17 protein-coding genes are annotated in these 18,579 nt (G+C 62.1%); all 17 read right to left on the bottom strand.

Features of this window, described 5'->3' with window-relative positions:
- Positions 1-12 precede the first annotated feature (12 nt).
- The 17 genes from ACQ4WL_RS18400 to ACQ4WL_RS18320 all read right to left on the bottom strand — a co-directional run bounded on the left by ACQ4WL_RS18400 (position 13) and on the right by ACQ4WL_RS18320 (position 18,389).
- The gene (locus ACQ4WL_RS18400; protein ID WP_071076104.1) at positions 13-501 is read right to left on the bottom strand and encodes a CvpA family protein; all 489 of its coding nucleotides are present in this window, start codon (positions 499-501) and stop codon (positions 13-15) included.
- Between the two features lie 20 nt (positions 502-521).
- The gene (locus ACQ4WL_RS18395) at positions 522-1,511 is read right to left on the bottom strand and encodes an SPOR domain-containing protein (protein WP_436511035.1); all 990 of its coding nucleotides are present in this window, start codon (positions 1,509-1,511) and stop codon (positions 522-524) included.
- A 24-nt stretch (positions 1,512-1,535) separates the two neighbouring features.
- The gene (folC, locus tag ACQ4WL_RS18390; protein ID WP_436511034.1) at positions 1,536-2,834 is read right to left on the bottom strand and encodes a bifunctional tetrahydrofolate synthase/dihydrofolate synthase; all 1,299 of its coding nucleotides are present in this window, start codon (positions 2,832-2,834) and stop codon (positions 1,536-1,538) included.
- A 105-nt stretch (positions 2,835-2,939) separates the two neighbouring features.
- A complete protein-coding gene (gene accD, locus ACQ4WL_RS18385; protein WP_426070812.1) occupies positions 2,940-3,812 on the bottom strand; it encodes an acetyl-CoA carboxylase, carboxyltransferase subunit beta in 873 nt (290 codons plus the stop codon).
- A gap of 195 nt (positions 3,813-4,007) precedes the next feature.
- Complete coding sequence (gene trpA, locus ACQ4WL_RS18380) at positions 4,008-4,805, bottom strand: tryptophan synthase subunit alpha (protein ID WP_436511033.1); 798 nt, start codon at positions 4,803-4,805, stop codon at positions 4,008-4,010.
- Positions 4,806-4,922: 117 nt separating this feature from the next.
- Positions 4,923-6,173: a tryptophan synthase subunit beta gene (gene trpB, locus ACQ4WL_RS18375; protein ID WP_436511120.1), complete on the bottom strand. Its 1,251-nt coding sequence runs from the start codon at positions 6,171-6,173 to the stop codon at positions 4,923-4,925.
- A 4-nt stretch (positions 6,174-6,177) separates the two neighbouring features.
- Positions 6,178-6,861: a phosphoribosylanthranilate isomerase gene (locus ACQ4WL_RS18370; protein WP_436511032.1), complete on the bottom strand. Its 684-nt coding sequence runs from the start codon at positions 6,859-6,861 to the stop codon at positions 6,178-6,180.
- A 30-nt stretch (positions 6,862-6,891) separates the two neighbouring features.
- Entirely contained in the window at positions 6,892-7,722 is an 831-nt protein-coding gene (truA, locus tag ACQ4WL_RS18365) for a tRNA pseudouridine(38-40) synthase TruA (RefSeq protein WP_436511031.1), read from the bottom strand.
- Between the two features lie 64 nt (positions 7,723-7,786).
- Positions 7,787-7,954 carry a hypothetical protein gene (locus tag ACQ4WL_RS18360; RefSeq protein ID WP_436511030.1) on the bottom strand — a complete coding sequence of 56 codons (168 nt, stop codon included), beginning with the start codon at positions 7,952-7,954 and terminating at the stop codon, positions 7,787-7,789.
- Positions 7,955-8,089: 135 nt separating this feature from the next.
- Positions 8,090-10,522 carry a motility hub landmark protein FimV gene (locus ACQ4WL_RS18355; RefSeq protein ID WP_436511029.1) on the bottom strand — a complete coding sequence of 811 codons (2,433 nt, stop codon included), beginning with the start codon at positions 10,520-10,522 and terminating at the stop codon, positions 8,090-8,092.
- A gap of 249 nt (positions 10,523-10,771) precedes the next feature.
- Positions 10,772-11,899, bottom strand: a complete 1,128-nt coding sequence (gene asd / locus ACQ4WL_RS18350; protein WP_071650193.1) for an aspartate-semialdehyde dehydrogenase — start codon at positions 11,897-11,899, stop codon at positions 10,772-10,774.
- Between the two features lie 45 nt (positions 11,900-11,944).
- Positions 11,945-13,015 carry a 3-isopropylmalate dehydrogenase gene (gene leuB / locus ACQ4WL_RS18345; RefSeq protein ID WP_436511028.1) on the bottom strand — a complete coding sequence of 357 codons (1,071 nt, stop codon included), beginning with the start codon at positions 13,013-13,015 and terminating at the stop codon, positions 11,945-11,947.
- An 11-nt stretch (positions 13,016-13,026) separates the two neighbouring features.
- On the bottom strand, positions 13,027-13,674 hold the full coding sequence (gene leuD / locus ACQ4WL_RS18340; RefSeq protein WP_436511027.1) for a 3-isopropylmalate dehydratase small subunit: 648 nt from the start codon (positions 13,672-13,674) through the stop codon (positions 13,027-13,029).
- A gap of 51 nt (positions 13,675-13,725) precedes the next feature.
- Positions 13,726-13,848 (bottom strand): entericidin A/B family lipoprotein, encoded by a 123-nt coding sequence (locus ACQ4WL_RS18335; protein ID WP_010400408.1) that lies wholly within the window; start codon positions 13,846-13,848, stop codon positions 13,726-13,728.
- Positions 13,849-13,972: 124 nt separating this feature from the next.
- On the bottom strand, positions 13,973-15,376 hold the full coding sequence (leuC, locus tag ACQ4WL_RS18330; RefSeq protein WP_436511026.1) for a 3-isopropylmalate dehydratase large subunit: 1,404 nt from the start codon (positions 15,374-15,376) through the stop codon (positions 13,973-13,975).
- A 278-nt stretch (positions 15,377-15,654) separates the two neighbouring features.
- Complete coding sequence (locus tag ACQ4WL_RS18325) at positions 15,655-17,535, bottom strand: chemotaxis protein CheA (RefSeq protein ID WP_436511025.1); 1,881 nt, start codon at positions 17,533-17,535, stop codon at positions 15,655-15,657.
- Entirely contained in the window at positions 17,535-18,389 is an 855-nt protein-coding gene (locus ACQ4WL_RS18320) for a protein phosphatase CheZ (RefSeq protein ID WP_436511024.1), read from the bottom strand. The genes ACQ4WL_RS18325 and ACQ4WL_RS18320 overlap by 1 nt, the downstream gene beginning before the upstream one ends.
- Positions 18,390-18,579: the final 190 nt, after the last annotated feature.

The raw sequence follows: 18,579 nt of genomic DNA, 5'->3' as shown, positions 1-18,579 counted from the left end.
TTTTAAAAAAATTCAAAATTTCACATGCTGCGCGTAAGCGGCTGGCAGATAAGGCTTGATGGCGCGCGCGCCCTGCTCCGCGAACGGGCTGAGCAGCGCGTTTTTCCAGAATGACTGCTGCGGTATGGAAGTCATGCCACACAAGATGACGGCGGTCAGCACGATCACAAGGCCCCGCGCCACGCCGAACAGGCTGCCCAGGGTGCGGTCGGCCAGGCTCAGGCCCGTCACCTTGACCAGTGCGTCGACCGTCATGGAAAGCAATCCCATCAAAATACGCACGCCGATGAACAGCACCACGAAAGCCAGCAACAGACGGACGGCTTCGCCCGGCACGGCTTCCGGCAGGAATTTCGCCAGGGTGGCGCCATACGCGTTGGCAATGACGAATGCCACGATCCAGCTGACCAATGACAGTATTTCCTTGACCAGGCCGCGCATCATGCTGATCAGCACGGAAGTCACCAGCACAAACAGCACCAGATAATCGAAGATCGTCACGCGCGTTCAGCCTTGCAACATCACGCCGGCACCAGCGAACCGCCCAGGCCCAGCTTTTGCAGCTTGGCGCGGGTCTTTTCGGCATCTTCGCGGTTGCCGAACGGACCCACGCGCACGCGGATACGCTCGCCCGCCGGGCTGGAGACTCTCTGCGTATAGGATTTGATGCCCGCTTCGCGCAGCTTGTCCTGCAATTCATCGACCTTGTCCTGCGTCGCCAGGGCTGCCACCTGCACCACGAACTTGCCGTTGCCGGCGTCGTGTGCCTTGTCTTGTGCTTTCTCTTGCGGCTTGTCGAGTGGCTTGCCTTCCAGAATCGCCATGGCGCGCGCCGCATCGTCGGCCGATTGCGCCGGCTTGGCCGGCTTGGTCTCAGGCTTGGCTTCCGCTTTTACCTCATGCTTGGGTTCAGGCTTGGGCTCATGCTTCGGTTCCGGTTTCGGTTCCGGCTTGGTTTCGTGCTTCGGCTCCGGTTTTGGATCCACCTTGACCGGCTTGGGCTCGGGCTTCGGTTCCACATAGGCCGGCTTGGCAGGCGCAGGCTGGACGGCCGCCAGCACGGGTGCCGGAGCCTGTGCCGGCGAGGGGCTGGCCGCTGGCGGCAGGGGCGCGTCGATGATTTCCTCGGACTGGTCCAGGCCATTCGATGCGGCCTGGGCCGGGACGGCCGGCACGGGCGCCGGTGCAGGCGCGACGGCCTTTTCCTTCGACGGAATGTCGATGGCGATATCGTTGAAAGGTGCCTTCGGCTCGGAATCGAGCAGCATCGGCAAGCCGACAGCGACGCCCAGGGCCAGGGCAATGGCCCCGACCAGGCGACGGCGGGCGCGCTTTTTTTCAGGCAAGACCGGGTCCGGCGCTTCCTTGCCGCCCCGACGCGAACCGCCGCCACCGGAGGTGTTGGCGGCGCGTTTGCGGGTCGGCGACTGTGCTTCGCCAGGGACATAAAAGCCGCTGTCTTCGCCAGAGGATTCTTGCTTGTTTTTAAACAGTTTCGAGAACAAGCCCATGCGTGATTTTCAGTCGAGTGCGTTTCAGTGAAGTGAGGATTTTCGGGCCTTCATCACGCCGGCGACGGTGAGGAAAGAACCAAAGACCACAATTCTATCATTCTCACCGGCCCGGCTCATTGCATTTGCAAAAGCTTGTGCCGGATCATCGAAAAGAGACACAGTATGCTCGCCGCTGTCGGGCTTAACTTCGAGCATGATCTGCACCTTGGCGGCCAGCTCGGAAGCCGTGGCCGCGCGCGGCGAGGGCAAGCCCGTCAGGCACCAGTGGTCGACGTGTTCGCTCATCGCGGCCAGCACGCCATCGATATCCTTGTCCTGCATGGAACCGAACACGGCATAGGTGTATGGGTGGTAGCCCATATTGCCCAGGTTCTGGTTCAGCGCCGCGGCCGCGTGCGGGTTGTGCGCCACGTCGAGGATCACGCTGGGGCGGCCAGGCAAGACCTGGAAGCGGCCCGGCAGCTCCACCGTCACGAGGCCCGTGCGCACTTCCTGCGCGCCCACGGGCAGCGTCAATTTCAGCACTTCCAGCGCGGCCAGCACGGCCGTCGCATTGAGGATCTGGTTGGCGCCGCGCAAGCTCGGGTAGGCCAGCGAATTGCGGCGCTGCTCGCGCCCGCCGTAGTTCCACTGCTGCTTGTCGCCCGAATAGTTGAAATCACGGCCCATCAGCCACAGGTCGGCGCCGATGGCGGTCGCATGGTCGATCAGCGACTGCGGCGGCACGGGGTCGCTGCAGATGGCCGCCTTGCCCGGACGGAAGATGCCGGCCTTTTCAAAGCCGATCGCTTCGCGCGTGTCGCCCAGGTAATCTGTATGGTCGATGTCGACGCTGGTGACGATGGCCACATCGGCATCGATCACATTGACGGCATCGAGGCGCCCGCCCAGGCCCACTTCCAGGATGGCCACGTCCAGCTTCGCCTGCGACAGCAAATGCAGGATGGCCAGGGTGGTGAATTCGAAATACGTCAGCGGCGTATCGCCGCGTACGGCTTCGACGGCATGGAAGCTGGCGACGAGCTGTTCGTCGCTGGCCATCTCGCCCAGCACGCGGGCGCGCTCATTGAAGTCGAGGAAATGCGGCTTGATGTACAACCCCACTTTATAGCCGGCGCGCAACAGCACGGATTCCAGCATGGCGCAGGTGGAACCCTTGCCATTCGTGCCCGCTACCATGATCACGGGGCAAGTAAACGCCAGCTGCATGCGCGCCTTGACGGCTTGCACGCGATCCAGGCCCATATTGATCTGGGTTTCCGAATGGCGGGTTTCCAGCATGGCGAGCCAGTCCGGCAAGGTGGTGGGTAGGTTTTGCATGGGAGACTTCTTGAAAAGAGTGCGCGAAGCAGAAAGACAGATACACCAAAACAACATCGGGGTCAGACCCGTCGGGTCTGACCCCAGCATCTACGGGGTTGGCTACTACGCCAAGACTTCAACAGCCTGGTTTTGCAACAAGGCCAGCAAGCGCGCGATTTCTTCGCGCATCTTGCGGCGGTCGACGATCATGTCGACGGCGCCCTTGGTGACGAGGAACTCGGCGCGCTGGAAACCTTCCGGCAGCTTTTCGCGCACGGTGTTTTCAATCACGCGCGGGCCGGCAAAGCCGATCAGCGCTTTCGGCTCGGCAATGACGACGTCGCCCATGAAGGCGAACGAGGCGGACACGCCGCCCATGGTCGGGTCGGTCAGCACGCTGATGAATGGCAGTTTCTTTTCCGACAGCTTGGTCAGCATGGCCGTAGTTTTCGCCATCTGCATCAGGGAGAGCAAGCCTTCCTGCATGCGCGCGCCACCGGTGGCGGTGATGCAAATGAACGGCACTTTCTGTTCCAGCGCGGTCTGCGCGCCGCGTACGAAGCGCTCGCCCACGACGGAACCCATGGAGCCGCCCATGAATTCGAATTCGAAGCACGCCACGACAACGGGCAGGCTCATGATGGCGCCACCCAAGACGACCATCGCATCCGTCTCGCCCGTCGCTTCCATGGCGGACTTCAGGCGGTCCGGATACTTCTTGCTATCCTTGAACTTCAGGGTGTCGACGGGCAGGATTTCCTGGCCGATTTCATAGCGACCACCCGCGTCGAGCAGGCTGTCGAGGCGTTCACGCGCGCGGATGCGCATGTGATGGTCGCATTTCGGACACACGTGCAAATTCGATTCCAGGTCCGTACGGTACAGCACGGCTTCGCACGACGGACACTTGACCCACAGGCCTTCCGGCATGGTCTTGCGCGCGGCAGCATCAGAACGCTGGATGCGCGGTGGCAGCAGTTTTTCCAACCAACTCATATTTTCTCCTTGGGCCCTTGTAGGGGTAGCGTCGGTGGACGCCCCCGGCAGACGGTAAACGGCGACGCCCCGCAGGGCGCCACCAAAAATTTTATCTATTGCACAATGACAGGCATTCAGTGGCCGAAGTGTAGCCGTTTATCGCCGGGCTGTCGAACTTTGCCGTCAACGCAAATGCGTAAACGGCAAGCTTGCTCAGGCGTCCAGTGCAGCGCGGATGCCTGCCGTAAAGCTGCGCACGGCGTCCACGGCGCCCCCTGCAGGCGCATTTTCTATCTCCTGGATGATGCGGCTGCCGATCACGACGGCATCGGCCACCTTGGCAACGGCCCTGGCCGTGGCGCCATCGCGGATGCCGAAGCCCACGCCGATGGGTAATTTTACATGCTGGCGGATGGCTGCGAGGCGCTCTGCCACCTGTTCCGTATCAATGTTGCCTGCACCCGTGACACCCTTGAGCGACACATAATAGCTGAAGCCGCCGCCAACCTTGGCCACTTGCGCGATGCGCTCTTCGGTCGAGGTAGGCGCCAGCAGGAAGATCAGGTCGAGGCCGGCAGCGCGCATGGCAGCGGCAAATTGCTCGCACTCTTCCGGCGGATAGTCGACGACGATGGCGCCATCGGCGCCGGCCGCTTGCGCTGCATCAATAAACGCGGCGCTGCCGATGCGCTCGATCGGATTCGCATAGCCCATCAGTACCACGGGCGTCGTCTGGTTCGTTTCGCGGAACTGGCGCACATAGCCGAATACATCGTGAATGCCGACATTGAATTTCAAGGCCCGCTCGCAGGCGCGCTGGATGACGGGGCCTTCAGCCATGGGGTCGGAAAACGGCACGCCCAGTTCCAGCACGTCGGCGCCGCCCTCGACGAGCGCGTGCATCAGGGGCACGGTGGCGTCAGGACCGGGATCGCCGGCGGTAATGAAGGTGACCAGGCCGGTCTTGTTGTTGGATTTTAAATTGGCAAAGGTGGTGGCGATACGGGACATGGATATCTCTTTTCTGAGGGAAATTGAAGGCTGGGGTCAGTCCCTGCGGGATCGGAATGCGCACCACTGGCGCGCATTCCCCCGGCGGGTCTGACCCCGGTAGTCAACAGCTAACGATCAGCTAAAGTTGAGTCCCATGCGTTCCGCCACGGTATGCATGTCCTTGTCGCCACGCCCCGACAGGTTGGCCAGCACGATCTGGTCTTTCGGCAAGGTGGCCGCCAGCTTGGCCGCGTAGGCCAGCGCGTGCGACGATTCCAGGGCCGGGATGATGCCTTCGATATGGCAGCAGTCGTGGAATGCCTGCAAAGCCTCGTCGTCGGTGATGGACACGTATTGCGCGCGGCCCGAATCTTTCAGCCACGCATGTTCCGGACCCACGCCGGGATAGTCGAGGCCGGCCGAGACGGAGTGCGTCTCGATGATCTGGCCGTTTTCATCCTGCAGCAGATAGGTGCGGTTGCCGTGCAGCACGCCCGGGAAGCCGGCCGCGAGCGAGGCCGAGTGCTTGCCCGTATCCAATCCTTCACCGGCCGCTTCCACGCCGATCAGTTTCACATCCTTCTGGTCGATATACGGGTAAAAGATGCCCATGGCGTTCGAACCGCCACCGATGCAGGCCACCACATAGTCGGGCTGGCGGCCCGTCATTTCCGGCATCTGCACCAGGCATTCCTCGCCGATCACGGACTGGAAGTCGCGCACCATCATCGGGTAAGGATGGGGGCCGGCCACGGTGCCGATGATGTAAAAGGTGTTTTCGATGTTGGTGACCCAGTCGCGCATGGCTTCGTTCAGCGCATCCTTGAGGGTCTTGGAGCCGGATTCGACGGGCACGACGGTGGCGCCCAGCAATTTCATGCGGTACACGTTCTGCGCTTGGCGCTTGACGTCTTCGCTGCCCATGTAGACCACGCATTCGAGGCCGAAGCGGGCGCAGATGGTGGCCGTGGCCACGCCATGCTGGCCGGCGCCCGTCTCGGCGATGATGCGCGGCTTGCCCATGCGCTTGGCCAGCAAGGCCTGGCCGATCACGTTATTGATCTTGTGCGCGCCCGTGTGGTTCAAGTCTTCGCGCTTGAAATAGATTTGCGCGCCGCCCGCCATTTCGGACCAGCGCTTGGCGTGGTAGATCGGTGATGGACGGCCGACGAAGTGCTTGAGCTCATAGCGGAACTCTTCCAGAAATTCCGGGTCTGCGCTGTAGCGGGCGTAGGCGTCTTTCAGCTCGGCCAGCGCCTGCGTGAGCGTTTCGGCAACAAATGCGCCGCCGTACGGGCCGAAGTGGCCGCGCAGGTCAGGAAAAGGGTAATCGGTGGCGTGGAACAATGCGGCGGCTGCGCCGGGCGCGGTGCTGTGGTCATGCATGTGGTCATTCATGGTGGTTTCCTCTGGCAATGATGGCATCGGCATCCTGCACCGCAGCGATAAACGCGCGGACTCTGGATGCGTCCTTGATGCCCTTGGACGCTTCGACACCACTGCTGATGTCGACGGCGTAAGGGCGCACGCGCACCACTGCGTCAGTCGCGTTTTGTACGCTCAAGCCACCACTTAAAACGACCCGAGGCGCGAGTTCTTTTGGAATGAGGGACCAATCAAATACCTTTCCTGCACCGCCATAGGCATCCACATAGGTATCGAGCAAGAGGCTCGAGAACAAGGGACTGGCGGCGCGATAGCGCTGTTCGTATTCTAGCAAATCTTCGAAGGAGGTGTCGGGTTTGACGCGGAACACTTGCGTAAACGGCGTATTGACGGCGCCAGCGAGCGCGGCGCTCTGTTCCGGCGTCTCGTCGCCATGAAATTGCAACAGCGACAAGGGGGCCACGGCCTTGGTTGCCAGCACTTCTTCCACCGTGGCATTGACGAACAGGCCCACCGTCGTCACGTACGGCGGCATGGCCGCGATCAGGCTGGCAGCCTGCCGGGGCGTCACGTAACGCGGGCTTTTCGGATAAAACACGAAACCGATGGCGTCGGCGCCTGCCGCCACGACCGCCTGGATGTCTTCAAAGCGGGTCAGGCCGCAGATCTTGATACGTGTGCGCGGCATGTTATTCCTTGAAACAAGTGAATGAAAATGTCAGAACCAGGGCAAGGCGCTGCTGCTGTCTTGCGGCAACTCCCACTTGGGATCGTAATCGATCTGCGCCAGGTACAGGCCGTCCGGCATGAAAGTGGGCGCGGCCGCGTGGCGATCCTTGCTTTCCAGCAAATGTCCGAGCCATTCCGGCTTTTCCCGTCCCGTTCCGATGTAGACGAGCGAACCGACCAGGTTGCGTACCATGTGGTGCAAAAAGGCATTCGCCGTAATCGTAAAAATGACGCAATCGCCGCGCCGCTCGATGCGGATGTCATGCATGAGCTTGACGGGCGACTTGGCCTGACATTGCGCAGCGCGAAAGGCCGTGAAGTCGTGCCAGCCCAAGAGCGGCTGCACGGCCTGACGCATCAATGCCACGTCGAGCGGACGGAAAAAGAAGCCGGCGCGCCCTTCCACCAGCGGCGAACGGGTGGCGTTGTTGTACAACACATAATGATAGGTGCGCGCGCGGGCACTGAAGCGGGCGTGGAAGAAATCGTTGACGGTGGGGTCGCCTTCCAGTTCCTTGGCCCAGCGCACGGCGATGGATTTCGGCAGGAAGGCATTGACGCCGCGCACCCACGAGTGCACGTCGCGATTGAGTTCGGTATCGAAATGCACGACTTGCTCGAGCGCATGCACGCCCGTATCCGTGCGCCCGGCGCAGGTGGTGGCCAGGCGCACGCGGGCAAACTGCTCCAGCGCGTTTTCCAGCTGGTCCTGCACCGTCTGCCCATCTTCCTGTTTCTGGTATCCATGCCAGGCCGTGCCGTCATACTGCAGACCGAGGACGATACGCTTGAATGGCGTTGCTGTCGTAATATTTTGCATCGAAGCATTATACCGGCGCAAAGGCGGCCCCGCCTTCCGGCCACGCAAGCGCCTGAGACGGCGTTCAGGGCAAGGCGCGCGGTCGAAGACAGTACGACCAGTACGACGAGACCGTGCAACGCCGCCATGGACGTCGTACCTGGTGCTTGAAAGCGAGCGAGACGGCGTTCAGGGCCAGGCGCGCGGTCGAAGACAGTACGACCAGTACGACGAGACCGTGCAACGCCGCCATGGACGTCGTATCTGGTGCTTGAAAGCGAGCGAGACGGCGTTCAGGGCCAGGCGCACGGTCGAAGACAGTACGAATAGTACAAGGTGAACGCCATGACCGTGCAACGCAGCCATGGACGTCGTATCGACGCTTAGGTTAGCTGAGCAGCGCGCGCATGGTATTAGCCTTGGCAACCTGCTCTTCGCTGCCGCCCTTGATGACCTCATCGATCAGCTCGCGCGCGCCTTCCTTGTCGCCGATTTCCTGGTAAGCGATGGCCAAGTCCAGCTTGGTATCCATTTCCATGTGGATGGCCGACAGCGGGTCGTCCACGCCCACGCTGGCCGTCTTGCCATCGTTGAGGTCCAGGTCGATGCCGGACAGGTCGAATTCTTGCGCGGGTGGTATGGCTTCCGGCAAGGTCGCTGGCGTTTGCGCGTCGTCAAACAGGCTGTCGATGGAAGGCTCGGCCGCCGCCAGCGGCGCGGCAGCCGGCGCCACCGGCTCGTCGAGGTCGAAATGGGCCAGGTCGACATCCTTCAACGGATCAGGCAAAGGCGTCAAACCGGCGCCCACGCCATTCACAGGACCGGCTGGCGGTTCCAGGTCGAGGCCAAAATCCATGCTGGCGTCATACTGCGCCTCTTGCGGAGTGGATTGCGGCTTGCTGTCCGGTCCCGGCATGACGATCGGGTCGCTGGTCGAGACGGGCTCGAAATCGAGGCTGTCGAGATCAAAATCGAGAGGATCGCGCGCATCGCGGGCGCTCACGGAGGAAACCGGCTCTGCCGGCGCCAGGTCGGCCGCTGGGGAAGGCAGGTCGTCGGGCAAGTCCATGCTCTGGCCGCGCAAGTCGTCGCCGGCCCCCTTGCTGAGGCTGACGACGGCATCGTCTTCCGTATCGCCATACAAGGGGTTGGTGGGATCGAGCGCCAGGCCCAGCGCGGCCGCCTGCGGCCACTCTTCGCCCTGGCCCCGCGTCAGGCTGTAGAGCTCACTAGCCTGGTCTTCAAACGCGCGCACATCGTTGCGGGCCGAATAGATTTCCAACAACTTCAAACGGGCCGCATGGCGCTCGGGGTGGATGCGCAAAGCTTCCTTGAGGATATCTTCCGCCTGGCCATCGCGGCCGTAGGCGATATACACGTCCGCTTCGGCGACCGGGTCCGTTTCATTCGCATCGAGCATGCTGGCGCCCGCTGCGGCAGCCACGCCGGCTGCGGCGGCGCCCGTACCGAACAGGTGGTTGCTCGCTTCGGACTGCTGGTCTTCCGGCGCCAGGCCGGCCGGCGGCGCCACGGGCGCTTCCGGCTCGAACACGGGGGCGAGATTTTCGGCCGGCGGCGGCGCGTCCTTGCGGCGGCGCGCGATCACCAGCGCCGCCACGGCGGCCAGCAATGCAGCCAGGCCGATGCCGATGGCCCCCAGGTGGTCGCTGATCTTGTCGGCAAAGGTGGGCTCCAGCGGCGACGGTTTTTTCACCAGCGGCACCGGCTTGGCCTTCGGTGCGGCCGGCTGCGCCTCGGACGGCGCACTGGCGACGGCGCTGGCCTCGGCCGGCTTGGCAGGGGCGGGAGCACTCTTGTCGGCCATGGCCTTGCTCTTGACCGCCATCAACTTTTCCAGGTCGCTGACGTTCTTTTCCAGCTCTTTGACGCGCGCGGCCGCTTCATCGACCTGCTTCGCCTTGGCGATCTTGTCTTCCTCGCTGGCGACGGCGCTCTTGCCGGCCGACTTGGCCGCCGGCTCCGCCTTCGACAGTTTCAGCTTGTCTTGCGACTCGCTCACGGCCGTCGGCTTTTCCTGCACGCGGGTAGGCCCGATCTTGCCGGCCGTGCTTTGCGTCGCTTGCGCCGCCTTGGCCGGCTTGCTTTGCGACACCTGGCCCGCCAGTTTGTTACGGTAGGCCTCGAAATCGATGGCGTGCGCCGTCACGACACCCTTCGCTTCGGCCGCATCGGTGGCGCGCACGGCGTCCGCGCCCGGCACGGCCAGGATGCGTCCGGCCTGCATGCGGTTCATGTTTTCGCCCATGAAGGCATCGGGGTTGGCGCGGTACAGAGCGACGAGCATCATGTCGAGCGAGACGCCCGACGGTTTCAGTTCGCTGGCGATGCGGCTCAGGGTGTCGCCCGCCTTGACCTTGTATTCCCCTGCCGCCTTTTTCGGCGCTTGCGGCGCAGTCGCCTGGCCCTTGCCAGGTTCCGCTGGCGCCATCACTTGCGCGCCGCGCGTCCGGCGCGCTTCGGGTGTGTCGAGCACGAACGCATATTCGCGCACTTGCCGGCCATGCTTGCCGCTCAACTCCAGCAGCAAATCGACCAACGGCTCGGTCAGCGGCTGGGCCGAACTGACGCGCACGAAGGGCTTGCCATTGCGCGTCTCGATGGAGAAGGTCAGCGCGTTCAAGGCCGGATTAAAATCCACCACGGCCTGGTGGTAGGCATCGGGCGGGGCCAGCTTGGCCAGCAGCGACGACGCTTCATCTGGCTTGACCGCCGTCAATTCGATTTCGGCGCGCAATGGCTGGCCGGCGGCGGACAGCACCGTGATCTTGCCCAGCTCGGCTGCGGATACCGCCGGTGACAATAACACCGCACAGGCGACAGCGCTGCTGAGTGTTTTAATGGCAAGGGAGGCGACCCGGGGACGAGTATGTACAGGCATAGTTGGCGGCATCTTAGTTGACATGGGAAAACTGTTACTTTTCCAGAGGTATCAACATATCATCATGCCCAGAGCTATGCAAGCTCCGCATGGTTGCGCCTTGACGGACTCAGGGCGAAAAAAAACCGGGGAAACAGCCCCGGCTTGATCTTGATCAGCAATTAATTGCCATTACGCGTCGAGCAAAATGCGCAGCATGCGGCGCAGCGGCTCGGCCGCGCCCCACAGCAATTGGTCGCCCACGGTGAAGGCGGACAGGTATTCTCCGCCCATGCTCATCTTGCGCACGCGTCCGACAGGAATCGTCAGGCTGCCCGTGACGGCTGCCGGCGACAGGTCGCGCACGGACGCTTCGCGCGTGTTCGGCACGAATTTCACCCATTGATTATTGCTGGCGATGATGTCGTTGATTTCATCGAGCGGCACATCTTTTTTGAGCTTGATGGTCAGCGCTTGCGAATGGCAGCGCATGGCGCCGATGCGTACGCACAGGCCGTCGACAGGGATTTCCTTGGTGCCAAAGTCGATGCCGCGGCCCAGAATCTTGTTCGTTTCCGCGCCCGCTTTCCACTCTTCCTTCGACTGGCCGTTGCCCAGATCCTTGTCGATCCACGGGATCAGGTTGCCGGCCAGCGGCGCGCCGAACTGCTTGATTTCATCCGGAGAATAGCCGTGCTGGGTGGCCAGCACCTGGCGGTCGATTTCCAGGATCGCCGAGGCCGGGTTTTCCAGCAGCGCCTTGACGGAGCTGTTGATGGTGCCAAACTGCGTCAGCAGCTCGCGCATGTGCTGCGCGCCGCCGCCCGATGCCGCCTGGTAGGTCATCGACGTCATCCAGTCGATCAAATCGTGCTGGAACAGGCCGCCCAGGCCCATCATCATGCACGAGACGGTGCAATTGCCGCCAATGTAATTCTTGACGCCCTTGCCCAGCGCATCCTTGATGACGTGCAGGTTGACGGGGTCGAGCACGATGACGGCGTCTTTTTCCATGCGCAAGGTCGAGGCCGCATCGATCCAGTAGCCATTCCAGCCCGCTGCGCGCAACTGCGGGAAGACAGCGCTCGTGTAGTCGCCGCCCTGGCAGGAAATGATGATGTCGCACTTGGACAGTTCGGCGATGTTGTTGGCATCCTTGAGGATGGTTTCATTCTTCGCCATGGCCGGCGCCGCGCCGCCCGTGTTCGAGGTGGTGAAAAACACCGGTTCGATATGGGCGAAATCGCCCTCTTCCTGCATGCGCTGCATCAGGACCGAACCGACCATACCGCGCCAACCTACCAAGCCAACTAATTTCATTACCATTCCTCAAGATGAGACGGCGAATGCCGTCATTAGACTATTTTATCCCAGTGCTTTTACAACTGCATCGCCCATGGCCTCGGTACCGACCAAGGTGGTGCCCGCTTCGTGGATATCGGCCGTGCGCAGCCCCTGCGCCAACACTTTCTTCACGGCCGCCTCGACCCGGTCCGCCTGCTCTTCGCGGTTCAGCGAATAGCGCAGCATCATGGCCGCCGACAAGATCGTCGCCAGCGGATTGGCGATGCCCTTGCCCGCAATATCGGGCGCCGAGCCGTGCGATGGCTCGTACAAGCCCTTGTTGTTGGCGTCCAGCGAAGCGGAAGGCAACATGCCGATCGAGCCCGTCAGCATGGCGGCCGCGTCCGACAAGATGTCGCCGAACATGTTACCCGTCACCATGACGTCGAATTTCCTCGGCGCCCGCACCAGTTGCATGGCCGCGTTATCGACATACATATGATCGAGCGCCACATCCGGGTATTCCTTGTGCACGTCGATGACGATGTCTTTCCAGAACTGGAAGGTTTCCAGCACGTTCGCCTTGTCCACGCTGGTGAGCCGCTTGTCGCGCTTTTGCGCCGCCTGGAAAGCCACGTGGGCGATGCGGCGGATTTCGCCTTCCGCATAGCGCATGGTGTCGAAGCCTTCGCGCTGGCCCTTGAACGGACCGTCCGGGCACTCGCGCACGCCGCGCGGCTGGCCGAAATAGATGTCACCCGTCAATTCGCGGATGATCAGGATATCCAGGCCGGAGACCACTTCCGGCTTCAGGGTCGAGGCGCCCGCCAGTTCCGGGTACAAAATGGCCGGACGCAGGTTGGCGAACAAGCCCAGGTTCTTGCGCAAGCCCAAAATAGCCTGCTCGGGACGGAACTGACGCTCCAGGTTATCGTACTGATAATCGCCAACGGCGCCAAACAGCACGGCATCGGCCGCCTTGGCCAGGGCCAGCGTGCCTTCCGGCAAAGGGTGGCCATGGGCCGCATAGCCGGCGCCGCCCACGGGCGCCGTTTCCAGCTCAAACGATTCGCCCAGCACATGCAAGACCTTGACGGCTTGCGCGACGATTTCAGGACCGATGCCGTCGCCGGGTAAGATTGCAATTTTCATATTTTTATCGATCAGATGACGTTGGCGAGCCAGGGTTGATTGGTCAAATGCCGTTCTTCGAAGGCGCGGATATCGTCGGCGTGGCGCAGGGTCAGGCCGATATCGTCGAGGCCATTCATCAGGCAATATTTGCGGAAGGCGTCGATCTCGAATGGATACGAGATGGAACCGTTGCTGGTGCGCACGCACTGCTGTTCCAGGTCCACCACCAGCTTGTAGCCGGGGAAGGCCTTGACTTCATTGAACAGGTGCTCGACCTGGCTTTCCGACAGCACGATGGGCAGCAAGCCGTTCTTGTAGCAGTTATTGAAAAAGATGTCGGCAAACGAGGGCGCGATGATGGCGCGGAAACCATATTGATCGAGCGCCCACGGCGCGTGTTCGCGCGAGGAGCCGCAGCCGAAGTTCTTGCGGGTCAGCAAAATCGACGCGCCCTGGTAGCGCGCCTCGTTGAGCACGAAATCTGGGTTCAGCGGGCGACGGCTGTTGTCCTGGCCCGGTTCGCCATGGTCGAGGTAGCGCCATTCGTCGAACAGGTTGGGGCCGAAACCGCTGCGGTGGATCGATTTCAGGAATTGCTTCGGGATAATCGCGTCGGTGTCGACGTTGGCGCGGTCCAGCGGGGCCACCAGGCCTTCGTAAATCGTAAATTTATCCATGCTGTTTCTACTCGGTAAGACGGGCGGCGCAGGGCACCGGCACGTCACGGTTTATTTTCCGCCGGCGCCAGTGACGACCTGGCCGACTTTCTGCACATCGCGGCCAATGCCCGAGACGGTGTTGCAGCCAGACAGGATGACGGTGGCGATGAGGAGGGCGAAGAGTTTTTTCATGATGATTTTTATGCGTATATTTGAGAAAGCCGGAAGCATCAGTGTAACCCAGCGGCTTAAAGCTGGGGTCAGACCCGGCGGGTCTGACCCCTGATTTCGGCTGCGTTACCACGCAAATTTCAGCTTATCGCAATCCCCGCACGTCGACAAAGTGGCCGGCGATGCCCGCCGCCGCCGCCATCGCGGGCGACACCAGGTGAGTACGTCCGCCCTGCCCTTGGCGGCCTTCGAAATTGCGGTTCGAGGTCGAGGCGCAGCGTTCGCCCGGTTCCAGACGGTCCGCATTCATGGCCAGGCACATGGAACAGCCAGGCTCACGCCATTCGAAACCGGCATCCTTGAAGATGCGGTCCAGGCCTTCGCGCTCGGCCTGGTCCTTGACGAGACCGGAACCGGGCACCACCAGCGCCAGGGTGACGTTCGAGGCGCGGTGCTTGCCGCGCACCACGGCAGCGGCCGCCCGCAAGTCTTCGATGCGCGAATTGGTGCAGGAACCGATGAAGACCTTGTCGATGCGGATATCTTCGATGGCGGTATTCGGTTTCAGGGCCATGTAGACCAGCGCCTTTTCCATCGCATCGCGCTTGACGCTGTCTTTTTCCTGGTCAGGATCAGGCACGCGGCCATCGATGCCGACCACCATCTCGGGCGACGTGCCCCAGGTCACTTGCGGCACGATGTCAGCGGCGTTGAGGGTGACGACCAGGTCGAAGCGGGCGCCCGGCTCCGAATGCAGGGTGCGCCAATAGGCGACGGCGCGTTCCCAGTGCGGACCGGCCGGCGAAAACGGGCGGCCCTTGACGTAATTGATGGTGGTGTCGTCCACGCCGATGATGCCGGCGCGCGCGCCTGCCTCGATGGCCATGTTGCACACCGTCATGCGTCCTTCCATCGACAGGGCGCGGATGGCCGAGCCGCCAAATTCGATACAGTAGCCCGTGCCGCCGGCCGTGCCGATCTTGCCGATGATGGCCAGTACGATATCTTTCGCCGTCACGCCGGCCGGCAAGGCGCCGTCGACTTGCACCAGCATGGATTTGGATTTCTTTTGCAGCAGGGTTTGCGTGGCCAGCACGTGTTCCACTTCGGATGTGCCGATGCCGTGCGCCAGCGCGCCGAAGGCGCCGTGCGTGGACGTGTGCGAGTCGCCGCAGACCACCGTCATGCCGGGCAAGGTCGCGCCCTGTTCAGGACCGATCACATGCACGATACCCTGGCGCTTGTCGTTCATGTTGAAGTAGGTCAAGCCGTAGTGCTTGGCGTTCTTGTCCAGCGTTTCCACCTGCAGGCGTGAAACCGGGTCGGCAATGCCGTCGACGCGGCTGGTAGTGGGCACGTTATGGTCGGCCACGGCCAGGTTGGCGGAAATGCGCCACGGCTGGCGGCCTGCCACGCTGAGCCCATCGAAGGCTTGCGGGCTGGTAACTTCGTGCAGCAAGTGCCGGTCGATGTACAAAATTGTCGTGCCATCATCTTCGGCCCGAACAACGTGGGATTCCCAGAGTTTGTCGTAAAGCGTCTTCATCATGATTTATGCAGCGTTGCCACAGCCTGTTTAAGTGATCTGTCGTACTGATCGAAGGGATCGGCAATGATTATGCCATATATTGTGCAATGCAGAAGCAAAAGCCGCCCCAGCGTGGAATGGGCGATACAAAATTTGGCCTGCCCTGCGGATATGGTTAAAAAATTGCTGATACGAAAATCCGCCAAAATGCCGGCGGGGCGAATAAAAATCGAAAAAAATCGAAAAAAAAGCCCGCTGCAGAGGTCTGCAGCGGGCTGGTTGTGAACTGGCCTGTGTTTCTAGGCAGCCATGCGCACACTTCCCCTGCAACCATCCATCAGGAACGATAGGCCCACGACCAGCACCAGCTCGCCTTCAGCCGAGCGGGCCGTACCGGTAATGCCTTCCACGGTGATGGCCGTCATCGGCTTGATCACCAGGTCGGCCGTGCCATCGACGGCTGCCACGGCGAGAATGTACGGCTGTGGCGCAGCGACAACAATGCCCACGCGCTCGCTGCACGATTCGTAGCCCAGGGCGCCGGCCAGCGACCGCACGGGCAATGGACGGCCCTGGTCTTTCAGCACGGGTGCGCCGCCCACTTCCATGAAGGTTTCCGGCAATTCGACGACACGCTGCACCACCGCCATCGGCAGCGCCAGCGCGGCGCCCGACGTCGACACGAGCATGGTCGGCACGATGGACAGCTCGATCGGCAGGCGAATGGCAAACTTCGTGCCCTTGCCCAGCGTCGACTCGATGTGGATGGCGCCGCGGTTTTTCTCCACGGCCGTCTTGACCACGTCCATGCCCACGCCGCGCCCGGAGACGCTGGACGCCACTTCCTTGGTCGAGAAGCCCGGCAGGAACACCAGCTGGAAGCATTCGTCGTTGCTCAATTGCGCGTTTTCGCTGATCAAGCCCTTTTGCTGGGCCTTGCTGCGCAGGAAGGCCGGGTCCATGCCCTTGCCATCATCCTGCAGCACAATCATGACACTGTTCGCTTCCTGCCAGGCCTTCAGCGAAATATACGACTTGGCGGGCTTGCCGGCAGCTAAGCGCGCTTCCGGCGATTCGACGCCATGGTCGAGCGAGTTGCGCAGCATGTGCACCAGCGGATCGTACAGGCTGTCGACCACCACGCGGTCGACTTCCGTCTCCGCGCCTTCGATGGTCAGCTCGACATCCTTGCCCAAATCCTTGGCCAGTTCGCGCACCAGGCGCGGGAATTTCTGGAACAGTCGGCCGACAGGCTGCATGCGCGTGGCCAGGGTGGCCCGCTGCAGTTCGGTCGAGTAGCGCGAAGCGCGTTCCAGGGTTTCCGCCAGGGTCGCCATCAGGGTGGCGGCCTGGCCTTCGAATTTAAATTGCAGCAAGCGTTCGAGCAGCACGGCAGCCTGGTTGGCGGCCTGTACCGACTCGCCGGCCACTTCCAGCAGTGCGTCGAGCTTGACGGCATCGACGCGGATACTGTCTTCCTTGACGGGCGCGGCATGGCGCACTTCCGGACGATCTTCGCGGCGTTCCGCGCCATCCCAGGCCTTGGCGGCCGGCTTGGCAGCGGCAGCAGAGGCAGGCGCGGCGGCCACGACGGCAGGCGCAGCGGCGACGGCGGAGGCCGGTGCGGCAGCGACCTGGCTACCGGCCGGCACGACGGCGTTATACATGCCTTCCCAGTCCAGGCCATCGGCACTGGCGGTGGAAACAGCGGCGGCTGGCGCCACCGCGACCACTTCGGCAACGGGCGCGGCGGCTTGCGCCACCACGGCAGCGGCAGGCGCAGGCACGTCCATGCCCTTGCCTTCGATGGCGTTCGTCAGGATGTGTTCCAGCTCTTCCGGCATGGCCGGCAAGCTTTCCGGCGCGGCACCGTTGGCCAGTTCCGTCAGCTGGTCGGCCACGAAACCGGACGCTTGCAGCGCCGCCTCGATGGCGATCGGAGTCACCGGCGCGGCGCCCGTGCGCAAGGCGTCGAACAGGTTTTCCGTCAGATGGCAGGCTGCCACCAGTGCAGGCAAGCCCATGAAACCGGCGCCACCCTTGATGGTGTGGAAGGAACGAAACACGGCATTCAGTGTTTCCTTGTTATCAGGATCACGCTCGAGGCGCAATAAGTGCTCTTCAACATTAACCGCAAGATCCATCGCCTCAACGACGAAATCCTTGAGCATATCGTCCATTAGAATCCCAAATCCGCAAGAAGGTCGTCTACATTATCCTGGTCCAGCGCCACCGACGGCACGGACGGGCCCTGCATCAGCGGCACTGGCTTTTGCGCCAGTTTTTCGCGCACTTCGGCCGGCGCGTTGTCGCGCAGCAGCTGGGCAAGCTCGTGCTCCACCGTCTTGGTGATGTTGACCACTTTTTTGATCAACTGGCCCGTGATGTCCTGGAAGTCCTGCGCCATCATGATTTCCAGCAAGCGCGCTTTTTCCGCTTCCGTTGCCTCGGCAACGGCTTGTGCGAACTGGCGTGAATCGCCGGCCAGGGCCTTGAATTCTTCCAGGCTCAGCTTGCCATCGAACAGGGCCGTCCAGCGGCTGTCCATGTCCTTGGCTTTCTTCGACAGCACGTCTTGCGCCGGCATGCCTTCGTCGAGCGTATTCAGGACCTTGTTGGCGGCCTGTTCCGTCAGGGTGGCGACATATTCCAGGCGGTCCTGGGCATCGACGATCTGCGACGACGCTTCCGTCAACGCCTTGTCGTAGCCCAGTTCGCGCAGCGAATCGTGCAGCAGGCGCACGATGCCACCCAGGCGTTCGAACATCGGCTTGTCGGACTGGTCGACCGGATCGGCCGCTTCGCCAGGCACGCCTGCGGCAGCCGCCGGTGGCGCTTCCGGTTCGGCGGCTGGCGCTTCCGCTGCGGCTGACGGCACGGCGGCGCTGGCCGACACCGAATCGAACAGCGCGTCAAAATCATCGTCCGCGATCACGGCTGCGGGCGCTGCGGCAGGCGCGGGCTTGGGAGCGGCCGCACTTTGTGCAGACACTTCATCGAATAATGCATCAAAATCATCAGCGGCGTTGGTCATATCCCTGCTTCTCCATAATTTGTCAAAATTCCGCCTGAACTGTGCGTTTTACAGACTGATACCCACAATTTCTCGATTAAGATGATTTGAGGCAATACCGCTGCGATGGTGCGAGTGTAGCAGGGCGCCGCCCTGTTGGTAAATCTCAAAACGCGCTTCCTGGTGTAAAGCTGGCTCATAAGAGCTTTTC

The sequence above is a fragment of the Janthinobacterium kochi genome (assembly GCF_051380715.1).
GTDB lineage: Bacteria > Pseudomonadota > Gammaproteobacteria > Burkholderiales > Burkholderiaceae_D > Janthinobacterium.
The sequence above is the reverse complement of the archived record's forward strand: the minus strand, read 5'-3'. Positions and strand labels throughout refer to the sequence as shown.

What these genes read in the sequence shown, in the direction of transcription:
- ACQ4WL_RS18370 (WP_436511032.1), bottom strand. Translation starts at nt 6,861, where the DNA reads ATGCCGCGCACACGTATCAAGATCTGCGGCCTGACCCGCTTTGAAGAC.
- ACQ4WL_RS18395 (WP_436511035.1), bottom strand. Translation starts at nt 1,511, where the DNA reads ATGGGCTTGTTCTCGAAACTGTTTAAAAACAAGCAAGAATCCTCTGGC.
- truA (WP_436511031.1), bottom strand. Translation starts at nt 7,722, where the DNA reads ATGCAAAATATTACGACAGCAACGCCATTCAAGCGTATCGTCCTCGGT.
- leuD (WP_436511027.1), bottom strand. Translation starts at nt 13,674, where the DNA reads ATGGATAAATTTACGATTTACGAAGGCCTGGTGGCCCCGCTGGACCGC.
- ACQ4WL_RS18335 (WP_010400408.1), bottom strand. Translation starts at nt 13,848, where the DNA reads ATGAAAAAACTCTTCGCCCTCCTCATCGCCACCGTCATCCTGTCTGGC.
- leuB (WP_436511028.1), bottom strand. Translation starts at nt 13,015, where the DNA reads ATGAAAATTGCAATCTTACCCGGCGACGGCATCGGTCCTGAAATCGTC.
- ACQ4WL_RS18325 (WP_436511025.1), bottom strand. Translation starts at nt 17,535, where the DNA reads ATGGACGATATGCTCAAGGATTTCGTCGTTGAGGCGATGGATCTTGCG.
- accD (WP_426070812.1), bottom strand. Translation starts at nt 3,812, where the DNA reads ATGAGTTGGTTGGAAAAACTGCTGCCACCGCGCATCCAGCGTTCTGAT.
- ACQ4WL_RS18360 (WP_436511030.1), bottom strand. Translation starts at nt 7,954, where the DNA reads ATGGCGGCGTTGCACGGTCTCGTCGTACTGGTCGTACTGTCTTCGACC.
- trpB (WP_436511120.1), bottom strand. Translation starts at nt 6,173, where the DNA reads ATGCATGACCACAGCACCGCGCCCGGCGCAGCCGCCGCATTGTTCCAC.
- asd (WP_071650193.1), bottom strand. Translation starts at nt 11,899, where the DNA reads ATGAAATTAGTTGGCTTGGTAGGTTGGCGCGGTATGGTCGGTTCGGTC.
- ACQ4WL_RS18320 (WP_436511024.1), bottom strand. Translation starts at nt 18,389, where the DNA reads ATGACCAACGCCGCTGATGATTTTGATGCATTATTCGATGAAGTGTCT.
- folC (WP_436511034.1), bottom strand. Translation starts at nt 2,834, where the DNA reads ATGCAAAACCTACCCACCACCTTGCCGGACTGGCTCGCCATGCTGGAA.
- trpA (WP_436511033.1), bottom strand. Translation starts at nt 4,805, where the DNA reads ATGTCCCGTATCGCCACCACCTTTGCCAATTTAAAATCCAACAACAAG.
- leuC (WP_436511026.1), bottom strand. Translation starts at nt 15,376, where the DNA reads ATGATGAAGACGCTTTACGACAAACTCTGGGAATCCCACGTTGTTCGG.